This window comes from Streptomyces bambusae, assembly GCF_019400985.1.
Classification (GTDB): domain Bacteria; phylum Actinomycetota; class Actinomycetes; order Streptomycetales; family Streptomycetaceae; genus Streptomyces; species Streptomyces bambusae_A.
This window is the reverse complement of the sequence record NZ_WTFF01000025.1, coordinates 1-15,063: the sequence shown is the minus strand read 5'-3', so window position 1 is coordinate 15,063 and position 15,063 is coordinate 1. Positions and strand designations below refer to the sequence as shown.

Here is a 15,063-nt window from a genome sequence, read left to right as displayed (position 1 = left end):
TTCCCCGCGCCCCTTACGGGGCACGATCCAGCCTCGCCGGCGTTTGAGGCGCGGGGTCTGGGGCGGAGCCCAGTTTCGGGAAGGGGCGGGGTGGGGAAAAGGGCCCCGCGCAGCGGTCGGCCTCAGCTCTGGGCGCGCCGGACGCGGCGGACTACGACGGCCCCGCCGGCCAGGGCGAGGGCCAGGCCGCCGACAGCCACGGCGGCCGCAGCCGGAGCAGGTCCGGCCAGGTCAGCCTCCGCATAACCCCCCGCCCGGCCGTCCCTCGCATACCCCGACCCCGGCAGCTTGTCCCCGTACGCCCGGGCGACCCGCGCCCGGTACGCGGCCAGACTCGTGCCACCGTCGCCGACCGCCCGCACGCCGTCCTCGTCCAGCGGCAGGACGCGCTCGCCCAGCGCGACGTACCACGCGTCGATCTGCGGCTCGCGGAACACCGTCCCGCCGGGCAGCTTCTGCGCGCCGAGCCGGGCGTAGCGGAACTCGTCGTCGCCCTCGGCGATGTTCACCACCTGCCAGCCGGCCGTGGTCCGCGCGGTCCACAGGGCCGCCTGCCGGCCGTCCGCGGCGACCGCCTTGCTGGCCAGGAACTCCAGCCGGGCCACGGGCGCCCCGGCCTTGCCCGCGACGAAGTCCGGGGAGAGGTGGTGCACGGGTATCGGCTCGCCCTCGATCCGGGGCGGGGCGGTGTCGGACGGGGCGGCCGCAGCCGCGGCCGCGCCGTCGCGGGCGAAGAACCGGGACAGCGTGGCGAGGGTCTCCGGCGCGGCGGCGGCCTGCCGGGCGGCGGCCCTGACCTCGTCGGTGGCGGCCGTGGGCTGGGGGACGGGCGCGGCCGAGGCCTGCGGGGCCAGGCCGAGCAGCGCGGCCGCGGCGAGGACCGCGGTGAGGGCGGCGGAGCGGCGCACGGTCATGGCGGTCACGCCCCGATCCGGTAGAGGGAGTGGGTCCAGGAGAAGGTGCTGTTGTCGGTGTACCAGGCGTGCGAGGCCCAGTTGTAGCGGCGGGAGGAGGGCCAGGGGTCGCCCCAGTAGACCCAGCTGCTGGCGGTGTCGTAGCCGTAGATGACGTGCATGTGGCCGCCGCCGTTCGACCACTGGATGCGGGTCTCGATCGGCCGGTTCGCGTTGATCTCGCTCTGCACGGTGGAGTAGCGCAGCCAGCCGGTCACGTACGAGCCGGGGTTGATGCCGGCCCAGCTCAGGCCGTTCTGGACGTTGCCCAGGGTGGCCTGGTTGTTGGGGCACTCGGTGCCCTGCTGGCGGCCGAAGGCCGCGTTGCAGAACTGGTTCTGGCTGTAGCCGCGGCCGTACCAGGTGGCGATGGTGTTGCCTCCCGCGGCCCAGCACCAGTTGGTCTTCTGCTGCGCCTGCATGGTGATGTCCAGCCGCTTGGCGGCGAGGGCCTGACCCTGCGCACCCGCACCGGAGCCGGCGGCGGTGGCCGCTCCGGTGGACAGGGCGAACAGGAGGGTGGTGGCGAAGGCGGCCAGGGTGAGCCGCCCGTTTCGGTTGCGCATCGCGTTCCTCCCATGTGGGGAATGGGATGTGGGGGTGGAGGAGCGCGTCCGGACGCTGTGGAGGAGCATCAGGGAGTTGTCGCGATCTGGTCAACAGGCTTCACTACGCGGTGACATTGCAGTGTGAACGGAGAGGCTGCGGTGTGAACGGCGGCCCTCCCGTCACCTGGACCACAGGCCTTCCCCAGCCTGCCGTCCGCCCCCCACGGGTGAACGTTCACAGGAGGAGCCACAGTGCGATCGACCCGCGACCCGGCCGCGGAACTGGCTCAAGTGCTGCGCACCGGGCCCTTCCACCTCGCCTTACGCACGGCGCTGGCCGTGCGCGGACTGCCGCTGCAACGGGTGCAGCACCGGCTGGCCGCCCGCGGCATCAGGGTCGGGGTGACCAGCCTCAGCTACTGGCAGCAGGGCGCGCGGCGGCCGCAGCGCCACGAGTCCGTCAAGGCGGTGCGGGCGCTGGAGCAGATCCTGGAGCTGCCCGACGGTTCTCTGGTGCGGCTGCTGGCCGCACCGGACGCCGCCGCGGCCGACTCCGCGCGGACGGCCGCGCGCTCCTACCGGGCGCTGCTGGACGTGGGCGCGGCCGTCGAGGAGCTGCTGGCCGGCATGGAGCTGCCGGCGGACGGCGGGCTGCACACCGTGGGCCATCACGAGCGGGTGCGCATCGGGGCCGCCGGCGAGCTGGTGGGCCGGGCCTCGCAGCACGTGGTGCGCGCGCACCGGGACGGGATCGACCGCTACCTCGCCGTCCACCACGGCGACCCCGGCTGCGCCCCGGAGGGGGTGGAGGTGGTGGCCTACGAGAACTGCCGGCCGGGGCGGATACGGCGGCACCGGGAGGCCGCGGTGGTGGTCGCCGAGCTGCTCTTCGACGCCCGGCTGCGGCACGGGGACACGTACGTCTTCGGCTACGGCTTCGAGGACGGGACCGCCGGCCGCAGCACCGAGTACGTCCGGGGCTTCGGCTACGCCGGCGGGCAGTACGTGCTCCAGGTCCGCTTCGACGAGGCCGCCCTGCCGGTGCGCTGCCGCCGCTTCAGCCAGGCCGGGCCGGGCGCCCCGCGGCGGGACCTGGCCGATCTGACCCCGAGCGGGCGGCACCGCTCGGTGCACCTGGTGGACCCGGGGGTCAGGCGGGGGATCCTGGGGATCGCCTGGGACTGGGACTGATCCCGCGGGCGAGCGGCCCGCTCAGCCCGCTCAGCCCGCTCAGCCCGCTCAGCCCGCTCAGCCCGCGATGAGCTTGCCGCCCTCGACGCGCACCGGGACCGCGGGCAGCGGGTCGGTGGCCGGGCCGCGCAGGACCTTGCCGGTGGAGACGTCGAAGCGGCTGCGGTGGCAGGGGCAGTTGCCCTCGCCGTCCTCGATCTTGTCCAGGACGCAGCCGGCGTGCGTGCACTGGGCGCTGAACGCCTTGTACTGCCCCTCGGCAGGGCAGCTGACCACGAGCTTGCGCTCCCGGTAGAGCTTCGCGCCGCCCACGGGTACGTCGGCCGCCGCGCCCAGCTCCACCGGGGCGGTGGGCGTGGGGGGCGTGGTACCGCCGCTGTTGGTCGCGGTGGAGCAGGCGCTGAGCGCGCCCGCGCCGGCGGCGGCCCCGGCCAGGGCTGCGGCCCCCTTGAGCACGGTTCGGCGGGCGGCGGGCTGCGCGGGCATGGTGACTCCAGGTCGGGCGGTTCGGTACGTCCGACGACGATACCGGCGGGGCCGCGGCGCCGGGCGACCGGGACCGGGACGGGGCCGGGACGGGGCCGGTGCAGGTGCCGGGACCGGTCCCAGCGCCGGCGCCGGTATCGGTGACTCCGCTCGGTGGGATACGTTCCGGATGTGATCGTCGTCGGTGGAGAGGCCCTGATCGACCTGGTGCCCGTGGCGCAGCCGCCGGGCGCCCTGCTGCCGCGGCCGGGCGGGGGCCCGTACAACACGGCGCTGGCGCTCGGGCGGCTCGGCGCGCGGGTCGCCTTCTGCTCCCGGGTGTCGACGGACGGCTTCGGCGAGGCGCTGCTGGCCGGCCTGCGGGCGGCCGGGGTGGACCTGTCGCTCGTGCAGCGGGGGCCGGAGCCGACGACGCTCGCGGTGCCCTCGCTGGGCCCGGACGGCTCGGCGGTCTACGGCTTCTACGTGGAGGGCACCGCGGACCGGCTGTTCACGCTGCCGCCGGCGCTGCCCGCGGGCACCCGGGCCCTGGCACTGGGCACCTGCTCGCTGGCGCTGGAGCCGGGAGCGGGCGCGTACGAGGCCCTGCTGCGCCGGGAGTCCCGGCGCGGGCTTCTGACGCTGCTGGACCCCAACATCCGCCCGGCGCTGATCCCGGACGCGAAGGCGTACCGTTCCCGCTTCCTGGGCTGGCTGCCGTACGTGTCGGTGCTGAAGCTGTCCGAGGAGGACGCCCGGTGGCTCGGCGGCCGGGTGGACGACTGGCTGGCGGCGGGGCCGGACGCGGTGGTGCTGACCCGGGGCGCGGCGGGCCTGACCGTGCGGACCCGGGACGGGCAGGAGCACCGGGTGCCGGCCCGGGCGGTCGAGGTCGCGGACACGATCGGCGCGGGCGACACCGTCAACGCGGCCCTGCTGCACCGCCTCGCGGCGGCGGCCGGCCCGGTCGACTGGCCGGCCGCGCTCGCGTACGCCGCCCACGCGGCCGCGCTCACCTGCACCCGGGCCGGGGCGGAACCCCCGTACGCGGCGGAGATCGGCGCTTAGCACGGGGGCCGGGTCCCAGCAGCCCGGTCCGGCGGCCGTCTTCGACCCGGGCGAGCCGGCGGCCGACTGCGGCGACTGCCCGGAGGCCGGCTCCGGTGCTGCCCGGCAGCGGGCTCAGCGGATCGCCGCCCAGGTGGTGCGGGCGACGGCCGCGGCGAACTCGTCGACGGGCTGGACCGCCTCGCTGCCGGAGAAGTGCAGGAAGAACGCCCGCTGGAAGCAGGCGCCGAGCAGCAGTGACGCGGCGGCGCGCGGATCGGCGTCGGCCCGGATCCGGCCCCGGCCCTGTTCCCCCGCGAGGCAGTCGACGAGGGCGTCGAGCACCATGTGCGGGCCCTTGCCGATCTTCTGGAGGCCCTCCCGGTGGCGGGTGAGCAGGGCCGGTTCGGCGAACAGCGACGCGGCCATCGGCATGGCGTCCGCGTAGAAGAGCGAGCCGAGCCGGGCGATGTCCGTCAGGCGTTCCTCGACGGGACGCTCGCCGGGGTCGGCCGTGAGGGCTGCGAGGAACGGGCCGGCATTGGGGGAGCGCTCCGTCAGGACGCGTACGAACAGCTCTTCCTTGTTCGCGAAGTGCTTGTAGAGGGCGGCCTCCGAACATCCGGCCTCGCGCGCGATGGCCTTGGTGGTGGCGTTGGCCAGGCCCGTGGTGCGCATCAGCTTCTCGGCCGCGTCCAGCAGGCGTTCCGGGGTGGGGCGGCTTGACTTCGGGGTGAGCATTCACTCACCCTAGCGGAAGCAGGGGTGAGTGAATGCTCACCCACCTCGCATCCCGTAGGGGGCAGACATGAGGATCACGGTTTTCGGAGCGACCGGCGGGGTGGGCCGCGAGGTCGTACGGCAGGCGCTGGAGGCGGGCCACGAGGTGACCGCGGTGGTGCGCGATCCGGCACGCCTGCCGGTCCCCGCCCACGAGCGGCTCCAGGTCGTCACGGTGTCCGACGTGACCGACCGGGAGGCCCTGGTCCCGGTCGTGACCGGCCGCGACGCGGTGGTCTCCGCGCTGGGCGCGGCGAGCAACAAGCAGGCCAAGGCCGCACCCGTCGCGGGCCCGGCGCTGCGCGCGATCATCGCGGCCATGGACCGGACGGGCGTACGACGGCTGTCCGCGGTCAGCGCCGCGCCGCTCGGCCCGAGGGCGGACGGCGAGGGCGTGTTCACCCGCGCCGTCGTCCTCCCGCTGCTGCGCACCCTGCTGCGGGACCACTACGCCGATCTCGCGGTGATGGAGGAGGTGATGGGCGCGAGCGACACGGAGTGGACCGTGATCCGGCCGCCCATGCTCCTCGACAGGCCGCGCACCGGCACCTACCGGCGCGTGGTGGACAGCAATGTGCCGGGCGGTAGGACCATCGGCCGCGCGGACGTGGCGGATGCGCTGCTCACCTGCCTGGACGACCCGGCCACGGCGGGCCACGCGGTGGGCGTGGCCGCCTAAGCGCTCCGCTGGAAGTGCGTGACGAAACCGCGGGCCGGTGGGGGGCTGGTCGCTCAGTTCCCCGCGCCCCTGACGGGGCGCGGTACCGCACCGGACTTCGCCGATCCCGCTTAGCGGTGGCCGGGCACGCCGGGCACCGCCTAGCGGGGCCGGGCACGCCGGGCCCGGTCGGACGCCGCACCGGCGTGCGACCGGGCCCGGCCGCGTCAGGCCTTGCGTCAGGCCTTGCGCCTGGCCGGGGCCTTGGCCGCGGCCTTCTTGGCCGGGGCCCGCTTCCTCGCCGGTGCGGCGGCCGGCTCCGCGTCGGAGATGCGGTCGGCGCCCAGGATGTCCCGCAGGAACTTGCCGGTGTGGCTCGCGCCCACCGAGGCGACCTGTTCCGGCGTGCCCTCGGCGACGACCGTGCCGCCGCCGTAGCCGCCCTCCGGGCCCATGTCGATGACCCAGTCCGCGGTCTTGATGACGTCCAGGTTGTGCTCGATGACGATCACCGAGTTGCCCTTGTCCACCAGCCCCGACAGGACCTTGATCAGCTTGCTGATGTCCTCGAAGTGCAGGCCCGTGGTCGGCTCGTCCAGCACGTAGACCGTCCGGCCCGTGGAGCGCTTCTGGAGCTCCGAGGCCAGCTTCACGCGCTGCGCCTCGCCGCCCGACAGGGTCGGCGCGGACTGGCCGAGCCGGACGTAACCCAGTCCCACCTCGGTCAGCGTGCGCAGGTGGCGCGCGATGGTCGGCACCGCCTCGAAGAAGTCCAGGGCCTCCTCGATCGGCATGTTCAGGACCTCGGCGATGGACTTGCCCTTGTAGTGGACCTCCAGGGTCTCCCGGTTGTACCGGTCGCCGTGGCAGACCTCGCACGGGACGTAGACGTCCGGGAGGAAGTTCATCTCGATCTTGATCGTGCCGTCGCCGGAGCAGTTCTCGCACCGGCCGCCCTTGACGTTGAAGGAGAAGCGGCCCGGCAGGTAGCCGCGCACCTTCGCCTCCATCGTCTCGGCGAACAGCTTGCGGACGTGGTCGAAGACGCCCGTGTACGTCGCCGGGTTGGAGCGCGGTGTGCGGCCGATCGGCGACTGGTCGACGTGCACGACCTTGTCGACGAGGTCGTCGCCCGCGACCCGGGTGTGCCGGCCGGGCACCGTCCGGGCGCCGTTCAGCTCGCGCGCCAGGTGCGTGTACAGGATGTCGTTGACCAGCGTCGACTTGCCGGAGCCGGAGACGCCCGTCACGGCCGTGAGCACGCCCAGCGGGAAGGACACGTCGATGTCCCGCAGGTTGTTCTCCCGGGCGCCGTGCACCGTCAGCCGGCGGTCGCCGTCGACGGGGCGGCGGGCCTGCGGGATGGCGATGGACCTCCGGCCGGAGAGGTACTGGCCGGTCATCGACTCGGCGTTCTTCAGGAGCTCCTTCAGGGAGCCGCTGTGCACCACCTTGCCGCCGTGCTCACCGGCGCCGGGGCCGATGTCCACGACCCAGTCGGCGACCTTGATGGTGTCCTCGTCGTGCTCGACGACGATCAGGGTGTTGCCCATGTCCCGCAGCCGCACCAGCGTCTCGATCAGCCGGTGGTTGTCGCGCTGGTGCAGGCCGATCGACGGCTCGTCCAGCACGTACAGCACGCCCACCAGGCCGGAGCCGATCTGGGTGGCCAGCCGGATGCGCTGGGCCTCGCCGCCGGAGAGGGTGCCGGCCGCACGGTTCAGCGAGAGGTAGTCCAGGCCGACGTCCACGAGGAAGCGCAGCCGCTCGTTGACCTCCTTGAGCACGCGCTCCGCGATCTTCTTGTCGCGGGCGTCGAGCCGCAGGCGGCCCAGGAAGTCGGCGCACTCGCTGATCGACATGGCGGACACCTCGGCGATGGACTTCTCCATCACCGTCACCGCGAGCACGATCGGCTTGAGCCGGGTGCCCTCGCAGGTGGGGCAGGGCACCTCGCGCATGTAGCCCTCGAAGCGCTCGCGGCTGGCGTCGCTCTCGGACTCCGCGTGGCGCCGCTTCACGAACGGCACCGCGCCCTCGAAGGCCGTGGTGTACGCGCGCTCGCGCCCGTACCGGTTGCGGTAGCTCACCTGGATCTGCGTCTTGTGGCCGTGCAGCAGGGCCTTCTTCGCCCGCTGGGGCAGTCCGGCCCAGGGGATGTCCGTACGGAATCCCAGCTCGCCGGCGAGCGCGTCGACCAGCCGCTGGAAGTAGTCCTTCGTGTGGCCCAGCGACCACGGCGAGACGGCGCCCTCGTCCAGCGACTTCTCCGGGTCGGGGACGATCAGCTCCGGGTCCACCTCCATGCGGGTGCCGATGCCGGTGCACTCGGGGCAGGCGCCGAAGGGCGAGTTGAAAGAGAAGGAGCGCGGCTCCAGCTCCTCGAAGGACAGGTCGTCGTACGGGCAGTAGAGGTGCTCGGAGAACATCCGCTCGCGCTCGGGGTCGTCCTCGGGGAGGTCGACGAAGTCCAGGATCACCATGCCGCCCGACAGGCCCAGGGCCGTCTCCACGGAGTCGGTGAGCCGGCGCTTGGCGCTGTCCTTCACCGTCAAGCGGTCGACGACCACCTCGATGGTGTGCTTCTCCTGCTTCTTCAGGGTGGGCGGCTCGGCGAGCTGGACGGTCTGCCCGTCCACCCGGGCGCGGCTGTAGCCCTTGGTCTGGAGGTCCGCGAACAGGTCCACGAACTCGCCCTTGCGCTCGCGCACGAGCGGCGAGAGCACCTGGAAGCGGCTGCCCTCCGGCAGCGCGAGGACCTTGTCCACGATCGCCTGCGGCGACTGGCGTGAGATCGGCCGGCGGCACTCGGGACAGTGCGGCTTGCCGATGCGCGCGAAGAGCAGGCGCAGGTAGTCGTAGACCTCGGTGATGGTGCCCACGGTCGAGCGGGGGTTGCGCGAGGTGGACTTCTGGTCGATGGAGACCGCCGGCGACAGTCCCTCGATGAAGTCGACGTCGGGCTTGTCCATCTGCCCGAGGAACTGGCGGGCGTAGGACGACAGCGACTCGACGTAGCGGCGCTGGCCCTCGGCGAAGATCGTGTCGAAGGCCAGGGAGGACTTGCCCGAACCGGAGAGCCCGGTGAAGACGATGAGCGAGTCGCGGGGCAGGTCGAGCGAGACGTTCTTCAGGTTGTGCTCGCGAGCGCCACGAACGATGAGACGGTCGGTCACGCCGGTCCGCACCTTTCTTGGGAGAGCGGGGCACGGGGCCCTCGGCCGTTTCAGGGTAGGGGGCCGGGGGGCGACCTCGGCAGCGGATGGGGTCTGGAGGGTGGAGCGCGGACGGTGGGGTCCGGACTTCGAGCGTATAGCACGTGCATTCGATTTCCGGCACTCGGTCGGGTGCTTCACCCGATCGTGTGGCGCGGGCTATGGTCGGGCCCATGACTGATCATGTGCACGACCTGCAATCTGTACGTGAGGCCACCGACCGGCTGCTGACCGCAGTCGCGAAACTGGACAACGGCGCCCTGGCCGAGGAGTCACGTCTCCCCGGCTGGAGCCGCGGCCACGTGCTCGCCCACCTCGCGCGCAACGCGGACGCCCTCGTCAACGTCTTCGGAGGCCGCCCGATGTACGCCAGCGCCGAGGCACGGGACGCCGACATCGCACGCGACGCCGGCCGGCCTCTGGAAGAACAGCTCGCGGACCTCCGTCATTCCGCCGAGGGCTTCCTCGCCACGACCCGGCCCCCGCAGGACTGGTCCCGGACCGTGGAGCTGCGCAACGGGGTCACCGACCTCGCCGCCAACGTGCCCTTCCGCCGGCTCGTCGAGGTCGAGCTGCACCACGTGGACCTCGGCATCGGCTACGAGCTGGAGGACCTGCCGGAGGAGTTCACCGGCCGGGAGATCGGCTTCCTCGCCGACCGCTGGTCCGGCCGCGCCGAGGTGCCGCCGGCCGAGCTGGTCGCCGAGGACGGCCGCACCTGGCGCACCGGCTCCGCCGGCGACGTCGCCGTCACCGTGCGCGGGACCGCCGCCCAGCTCCTGGCCTGGCTCGCGGGCCGGGCCGACAAGGGCGCGTCGCTGACCACGGCCGGCGGGCCCCTGCCGGCGCTGCCGCCGCTCTAGGATCAGGTCATGACGTACAGCGGAGCGGTGAAGGTCGGCGGTCCGGCCGACGTGCACGAACTCACGGACCTCATGATTTCCAAGGTCGCGGTCGGCCCGATGAACAACAACGCATACTTGCTGCGCTGCCGGGCCACCGACGAGCAGCTGCTGATCGACGCGGCCGCCGAGCCGACGACCCTGCTGAACCTGATCGGCGACGACGGCATCACGTCCGTGGTCACCACGCACCGGCACGGCGACCACTGGGGCGCACTCCAGGAGGTCGTGGACGCCACCGGCGCGCGGACGTACGCGGGCGTGCACGACGCCGAGGGCATCCCGGTCCCGACCGACGTACCGGTCGAGGACGGGGACACCATCTCGGTGGGCCGGGTCAGGCTGACCGCGCGCCACCTGGTGGGCCACACCCCCGGCTCGATCGCCCTCGTCTACGACGACCCGCACGGGCACCCGCACGTCTTCACCGGGGACTGCCTCTTCCCGGGTGGGGTGGGGAACACCTGGGGCGACCCGAAGGCGTTCGCCAGCTTGATCGACGACGTCGAGAACAAGCTGTTCGGCGCCCTGCCCGACGAGACCTGGGTCTACCCCGGGCACGGCAACGACACCACGCTGGGCGCGGAGCGGCCGCACCTGGCCGAGTGGCGCGCGCGTGGCTGGTAGCCACGACACATCCTGCACACCTGACCGCACCCGCAACCGGACATGCCGGCGGGCCCTCGGCCGTCAATGCGATTTCCGGGCATTTCAGCCCTTGGGTGACCTGAACGCTGATTCAAGACCGTTTGGGCAGAAATCCAGCCAGTCAAACAACTCCCAGTGACGGTACATGCACTGTCCGCATAGATTCAGCCGTGGTTCGGGCGCCCTACGGCGCCCGAACCGCAGGCCCATCCACCGGATCTGAAGGGGGAAGTCGCATGGCTGACATCGATCTCGGAGTGGCGACGGATTGGGACGAGGGGGACACTCACGCGCGCGTCAAGCTGCGGCAGAACCAGGTCTACCCGGACTCACCCAAGAAGGACGTGCTCATCAGCTCCCCCGTGAGCATCGAGCTGTCCGTGAACTCGAACTACTCCAGCTCGCAAGAGGCGGACAAGATCTACTTCACGACCCACCACGGCTCGACGAAGAAGATCATCGCGGTGCTCGACTCCGACGGCAACCTGCACATCGCCGGGCGCCTGATCACCGAGCAGAAGGACCTCCGCTACTAGCGGCTGCCCGCTCCCCCGCGGCGGGCGACGAGGCCAGGCCCCTGGGTGAGCCGGCCCGTCTCCCACCCGCACAGCGCAAGGGCCCGCACGACCCGAGACCGGTCGCGCGGGCCCCTTTCGTGTCCGGAGATCAGTCACGGCCTGCATGGCAGAAGGCCCGGCGGTCACCTCCGCTCTACGGACTCCGAGGCCGGCGCCCGTGGACCGATTGCTCCGGGCAGGGCGGGCCCGGCTCGGTGGGCGACTACCGGACGGTGGGTGACCACAGGGCGGTGGGCGACCGCACAGCGGCCGGCCCCGCCGGCCTTCGGTCAACTTCGCGCTCCGGTGCACTCCTTCCGGTCGAGGAGGGGCACTCCCCCCTCCCGGGCGGACGGGAAGAGGTAGTTGCCCTTGTATGCGCGATGATCATTCGTCCCCTCCCGCTCCCTCGATGCTGCGGCTCGCCCTCGCCTCGCTCGCCGGGACCGCCATCGAGTTCTACGACTTCTTCGTCTACGGGACCGCGGCCGCGCTCGTCCTCGGCCCGCTGTTCTTCCCGACCTTCTCGCCGCTGGCCGGCACCCTGGCCGCCTTCGCCACGTTCGGCGCGGGTTTCGTCGCCAGGCCGCTGGGGTCGGCGCTGTTCGGCCATGTCGGCGACCGCTACGGGCGGCGGCCGGTCCTGCTCGGCTCCCTGCTCCTGACCGGCCTCGCCACGGTCGGGGTCGGCTGCCTGCCGACGTTCGCCACCCTCGGCATCACCGCGCCGCTGCTGCTCCTGCTGCTGCGCTTCCTGCAGGGGCTGGGGCTGGGCGGTGAGTGGGGCGGGGCCGTCCTGCTGACCGCCGAGCACGCGCCGGAGCGGCGGCGCGGGCTGTGGGCGAGCTTCCCGCAGGTCGGCCCGGCGGTGGGGTTCCTCCTGGCGAACGGCATGGCCCTGACCCTGTCCGCCACGCTGACCGACGCGCAGTTCACGTCGTGGGGCTGGCGGGTGCCCTTCTGGGCCGCGGGGCTGCTGGCGCTGGCCGGGCTGTGGCTGCGCCGCGCGGTGGAGGAGACCCCGCAGTTCCTCGCCCTGGCCGAGGACGGCCGGCGGGCCCAGGCACCACTGGCCGAGGTGGCCCGCGGGCACTGGCGGCTGCTCCTGCTGACGGGCGGCGCCCTCGCCATCGGGTACGCGCTCTTCTACGCCGTGACCACCTGGTCCCTGGCCTACGCCACGGAGCACCTGCGGGTGGACCGCACGGTGATGCTGGCCTGCATCATGGCGGCGGTCGCGCTGAAGGGCGCCGTCACTCCCCTGGTGGCGCTGCTGGGCGACCGCTACGGACGGCGCCCGCTGTGCCTGGCCGGCTGCGCCGCCTCGGCCCTGTGGATGTTCCCGCTGGTCGCGCTGCTGCGCACGGCCGATCCGCTGCTGATGACCCTGGGCTTCGTGGGCGCGCTGCTGGCCATGGTGACGATGTTCGCGGTGGTCGGCGCGTACCTGCCGGAGCTGTACGAGCCGCGCATCCGCTGCACGGGGGCCGCGGTCGGCTACAACCTGGGCGGGGTGCTGGGCGGGGCCCTCACCCCGATCGTGGCGACCGCCCTGTCGGCCGGCTCGGGGCCGCCGTGGGGGGTGGCGGCGTACCTGACCAGCATCGCCCTCCTGAGCCTGGGCTGCTTCGCGCTCCTGCCGGAGACGAACCCGCAGGTGGTCGCCGCGAAGCGGCCCGGGCCGCTGGAGGCGGCCGCCGTCCGGCCCCGCTGACGGCGCGGCCGCTACGCCTCGACGCTCTCCCGGGCGGACTCCGCGGCCGCCTCCTTCGCCGCCTGCTTCTTCGAGGCCGCCAGGCTGGTGATCGTGGTGACCACCAGGACGGCGCAGATGACGCCCAGGGAGAGCGGCGTGGAGATCTGCGGGACGTGCACGCCCGACTCGTGCAGGGCGTGCAGCACCAGCTTGACGCCGATGAAGCCCAGGATGACCGACAGGCCGTAGCTGAGGTGGACCAGCTTCTTCAGCAGGCCGCCGAGTAGGAAGTACAGCTGGCGCAGGCCCATGAGGGCGAAGGCGTTGGCGGTGAAGACGATGTACGGGTCCTGGGTGAGGCCGAAGATCGCGGGGATGGAGTCGAGGGCGAACAGCACGTCGGTGGTGCCGATGGCGAGCATGACCACCATCAGGGGGGTCAGGACGCGCTTGCCGTTGTCGCGGATGAAGAGCTTGGTGCCGTGGTACCGGTCCGCGACGCCGAACTTCCTCTCGACGGAGCGCAGCAGGCGGTCTTCCTCCCACTCCTCCTCGTCACCCGCGCGCGCCTCCTGGATCAGCTTCCAGGCGGTGTAGACCAGGAACGCGCCGAAGAGGTAGAAGACCCAGCTGAAGCTGGTGACGATCGCGGCGCCCGCGGCGATGAAGACCGCACGCAGCACCAGGGCGATGAGGACGCCCACGAGCAGCACGCGCTGCTGGAGGTGGGAGGGCACCGAGAACTTCGCCATGATCAGGACAAAGACGAAGAGGTTGTCGACGCTCAGCGACTTCTCGGTGACGAAGCCGGCGAAGAACTCCTGGGAGGCCTGGCCGTTCCCGGTGAGCAGCAGGCCGAGGCCGAACAGTGCGGCGAGGGCGATCCAGACGACCGTCCATGTGCCGGCTTCCTTGACCGACACGTCGTGGGGCTTGCGGCCGATGAAGAAGTCGGCTCCGACGAGGATGCACAGACCGGCGATGGTCAGCATCCAGAGGGTGAACGAAACGTCCACGGGTCATTCCTCCGGCAGATGGCTCGAACAAGGTCAGCGTCACGCTGCCGGAGGTCTCTTCCACCCGGGCCGGCCGGTGAACGGCCGCGGGCCGACGCCCCGGGACCGGTCACGGTCCGTATTGACGGGCACGCCGCGCAGAAGCAGCAGGAGTACTCCCCTCCGCACGCTTGAGCCTACCCGCAGAAGGTGGGGAAGGTAAAGGGATCACCAAGGAATGGTCAGCGGAGGGTCAGCGACCGCCCCGGGAGACCTGGCCCAGCACGATGTCCAGCACCTGGCTGCCCTGCGGCGGCAGGGCCGGCTCGAAGGTCCAGGAGTGGCCCACCCAGGGGTCGGCGAGGTGGTCGTCCGGGACGGGCGACAGCCGCATCAGGGAGCGCCACAGGGGATCGAGCAGCGGCCCGTACGCCGAGGCCTCGTCACGGTCGGCGACCATCAGCAGGTGCACGCCGACCGCCGGGCCCTCGTCCGCCAGGTACCGCAGCTGCGTGACGGCGCGGTCGTCGAAGCCGTGCGGGAAGTCGTGCACCACGAGCAGCTGGTCGGAGGTGTCCAGGTCCGGCGGCAGGTCCTCGGGCGCACCGGCCCGCACCGCCATCTGGGCCAGATCGACCCGGCGGGTCAGCCGCTCCAGGGTCTGGGTGACCCCGGCCGCGCCCGCGCCGGGCGGGGCGGCGAGGACGCCCGCGCGCACCAGCGGCGCCAGGGACGCCGCGCCCGCGCCGGCCGGGTCGATGACGTGGACGGACAGCCGGCCGCCGGGGTGGACGGCCAGCATCCGCACGACATGGGCGACCGCCGTGTCCATGGCGACGCGGCGCAGCCGGTCGGTGTCCATGGTCATGGCCGCCTCCGAGCCGGTGCGGCCGTTGTCGATCCACAGGCCACGCTCCAGCGGGAACCGGACCAGCATCGGGATCCGCAGGTCGGGGCGCTCGGGCAGGTGCAGGTCGCCCAGGCGCACGGCCATGGGCGGCTGCTCGGGCAGGGTGTGGCCGTGCCAGACGGGGTTGTCCCAGCGCGCGTAGGCGGCGGGCAGGGCCGGCTCGACCACCTCGGCCTCGGCGGCCAGCTGGGCGAGGTCGCGGTCGAGGGCCGCCTTGGCCTGGCCCACGAGCTCGTCGCGGCGGGCCTGGGCGGCGTCGCGGGCGGCGTTGCCGGCGCCGCCGAGCCGGTGGCGCGGGTCGGACAGGGCCTCGTCGAGCTCGCGGTCCATGCGGTCGTCGGCGAAGCCGACGGCGCTGCGGTACGCGGCAGCGGTCCGGGCCAGGTCCTCGAACATGCCCCAGACCTGGTTGTAGAGGCGCTCCTCCATGGACCAGCCGGCGGCGTCCCCGGCGACCGGCCGGGCGGGCTCGCCGGGCGCGGCGGGCGGGGCCTGGGG

Annotated in this window: 13 protein-coding genes and 1 pseudogene; 7 read left to right on the top strand and 7 right to left on the bottom strand. The window is 72.9% G+C overall.

Annotated features, from left to right (window positions below):
* Nucleotides 1-122: 122 nt before the first annotated feature.
* Nucleotides 123-914 (bottom strand): hypothetical protein, encoded by a 792-nt coding sequence (locus GPJ59_RS06515; RefSeq protein ID WP_219665501.1) that lies wholly within the window; start codon nt 912-914, stop codon nt 123-125.
* 5 nt (nt 915-919) lie between these two features.
* A complete protein-coding gene (locus GPJ59_RS06510) occupies nt 920-1,519 on the bottom strand; it encodes a papain-like cysteine protease family protein (RefSeq protein ID WP_219665478.1) in 600 nt (199 codons plus the stop codon).
* A gap of 234 nt (nt 1,520-1,753) precedes the next feature.
* Here GPJ59_RS06510 and GPJ59_RS06505 point away from each other — a divergent pair, with 234 nt between their 5' ends.
* Nucleotides 1,754-2,692, top strand: a complete 939-nt coding sequence (locus tag GPJ59_RS06505; protein ID WP_219665476.1) for a hypothetical protein — start codon at nt 1,754-1,756, stop codon at nt 2,690-2,692.
* Nucleotides 2,693-2,749: 57 nt separating this feature from the next.
* Here GPJ59_RS06505 and GPJ59_RS06500 read toward each other — a convergent pair whose 3' ends face one another.
* A complete protein-coding gene (locus GPJ59_RS06500; RefSeq protein ID WP_219665475.1) occupies nt 2,750-3,178 on the bottom strand; it encodes a Rieske (2Fe-2S) protein in 429 nt (142 codons plus the stop codon).
* A 171-nt stretch (nt 3,179-3,349) separates the two neighbouring features.
* Here GPJ59_RS06500 and GPJ59_RS06495 point away from each other — a divergent pair, with 171 nt between their 5' ends.
* Nucleotides 3,350-4,225: a carbohydrate kinase family protein gene (locus GPJ59_RS06495; protein ID WP_219665473.1), complete on the top strand. Its 876-nt coding sequence runs from the start codon at nt 3,350-3,352 to the stop codon at nt 4,223-4,225.
* A gap of 114 nt (nt 4,226-4,339) precedes the next feature.
* Here the strand turns inward: GPJ59_RS06495 and GPJ59_RS06490 are convergent, their stop codons facing one another.
* Complete coding sequence (locus GPJ59_RS06490) at nt 4,340-4,945, bottom strand: TetR/AcrR family transcriptional regulator (RefSeq protein ID WP_219665472.1); 606 nt, start codon at nt 4,943-4,945, stop codon at nt 4,340-4,342.
* Nucleotides 4,946-5,012: 67 nt separating this feature from the next.
* On the opposite strand from GPJ59_RS06490, the gene GPJ59_RS06485 reads away from it, so the two are divergent.
* Nucleotides 5,013-5,663: an NAD(P)-dependent oxidoreductase gene (locus GPJ59_RS06485; protein WP_219665470.1), complete on the top strand. Its 651-nt coding sequence runs from the start codon at nt 5,013-5,015 to the stop codon at nt 5,661-5,663.
* Between the two features lie 218 nt (nt 5,664-5,881).
* On the opposite strand, the gene uvrA is transcribed toward GPJ59_RS06485, so the two are convergent.
* Nucleotides 5,882-8,818 carry an excinuclease ABC subunit UvrA gene (uvrA, locus tag GPJ59_RS06480; protein ID WP_219665468.1) on the bottom strand — a complete coding sequence of 979 codons (2,937 nt, stop codon included), beginning with the start codon at nt 8,816-8,818 and terminating at the stop codon, nt 5,882-5,884.
* Between the two features lie 212 nt (nt 8,819-9,030).
* On the opposite strand from uvrA, the gene GPJ59_RS06475 reads away from it, so the two are divergent.
* The 4 genes from GPJ59_RS06475 (at nt 9,031) to GPJ59_RS06460 (ending at nt 12,678) form a co-directional block, all read left to right on the top strand.
* A complete protein-coding gene (locus tag GPJ59_RS06475) occupies nt 9,031-9,720 on the top strand; it encodes a maleylpyruvate isomerase family mycothiol-dependent enzyme (RefSeq protein ID WP_219665466.1) in 690 nt (229 codons plus the stop codon).
* 9 nt (nt 9,721-9,729) lie between these two features.
* Entirely contained in the window at nt 9,730-10,386 is a 657-nt protein-coding gene (locus GPJ59_RS06470) for an MBL fold metallo-hydrolase (protein ID WP_219665464.1), read from the top strand.
* Between the two features lie 257 nt (nt 10,387-10,643).
* Nucleotides 10,644-10,943 carry a DUF6342 family protein gene (locus GPJ59_RS06465; protein ID WP_219665462.1) on the top strand — a complete coding sequence of 100 codons (300 nt, stop codon included), beginning with the start codon at nt 10,644-10,646 and terminating at the stop codon, nt 10,941-10,943.
* 433 nt (nt 10,944-11,376) lie between these two features.
* The gene (locus tag GPJ59_RS06460; protein ID WP_219665461.1) at nt 11,377-12,678 is read left to right on the top strand and encodes an MFS transporter; all 1,302 of its coding nucleotides are present in this window, start codon (nt 11,377-11,379) and stop codon (nt 12,676-12,678) included.
* An 11-nt stretch (nt 12,679-12,689) separates the two neighbouring features.
* On the opposite strand, the gene GPJ59_RS06455 is transcribed toward GPJ59_RS06460, so the two are convergent.
* Both GPJ59_RS06455 and GPJ59_RS06450 read right to left on the bottom strand, forming a co-directional pair.
* Nucleotides 12,690-13,676 (bottom strand): TerC/Alx family metal homeostasis membrane protein, encoded by a 987-nt coding sequence (locus GPJ59_RS06455; protein WP_219665458.1) that lies wholly within the window; start codon nt 13,674-13,676, stop codon nt 12,690-12,692.
* Nucleotides 13,677-13,908: 232 nt separating this feature from the next.
* Nucleotides 13,909-15,063: pseudogene (locus GPJ59_RS06450) on the bottom strand (TerD family protein); the annotation flags it as partial.

Bases quoted from the DNA above. Each gene is read 5' to 3' on its own strand.
- GPJ59_RS06515 (WP_219665501.1), bottom strand. From the start codon at position 914: ATGACCGTGCGCCGCTCCGCCGCCCTCACCGCGGTCCTCGCCGCGGCC.
- GPJ59_RS06510 (WP_219665478.1), bottom strand. From the start codon at position 1,519: ATGCGCAACCGAAACGGGCGGCTCACCCTGGCCGCCTTCGCCACCACC.
- GPJ59_RS06500 (WP_219665475.1), bottom strand. From the start codon at position 3,178: ATGCCCGCGCAGCCCGCCGCCCGCCGAACCGTGCTCAAGGGGGCCGCA.
- GPJ59_RS06490 (WP_219665472.1), bottom strand. From the start codon at position 4,945: ATGCTCACCCCGAAGTCAAGCCGCCCCACCCCGGAACGCCTGCTGGAC.
- GPJ59_RS06485 (WP_219665470.1), top strand. From the start codon at position 5,013: ATGAGGATCACGGTTTTCGGAGCGACCGGCGGGGTGGGCCGCGAGGTC.
- GPJ59_RS06475 (WP_219665466.1), top strand. From the start codon at position 9,031: ATGACTGATCATGTGCACGACCTGCAATCTGTACGTGAGGCCACCGAC.
- GPJ59_RS06470 (WP_219665464.1), top strand. From the start codon at position 9,730: ATGACGTACAGCGGAGCGGTGAAGGTCGGCGGTCCGGCCGACGTGCAC.
- GPJ59_RS06465 (WP_219665462.1), top strand. From the start codon at position 10,644: ATGGCTGACATCGATCTCGGAGTGGCGACGGATTGGGACGAGGGGGAC.
- GPJ59_RS06460 (WP_219665461.1), top strand. From the start codon at position 11,377: ATGCTGCGGCTCGCCCTCGCCTCGCTCGCCGGGACCGCCATCGAGTTC.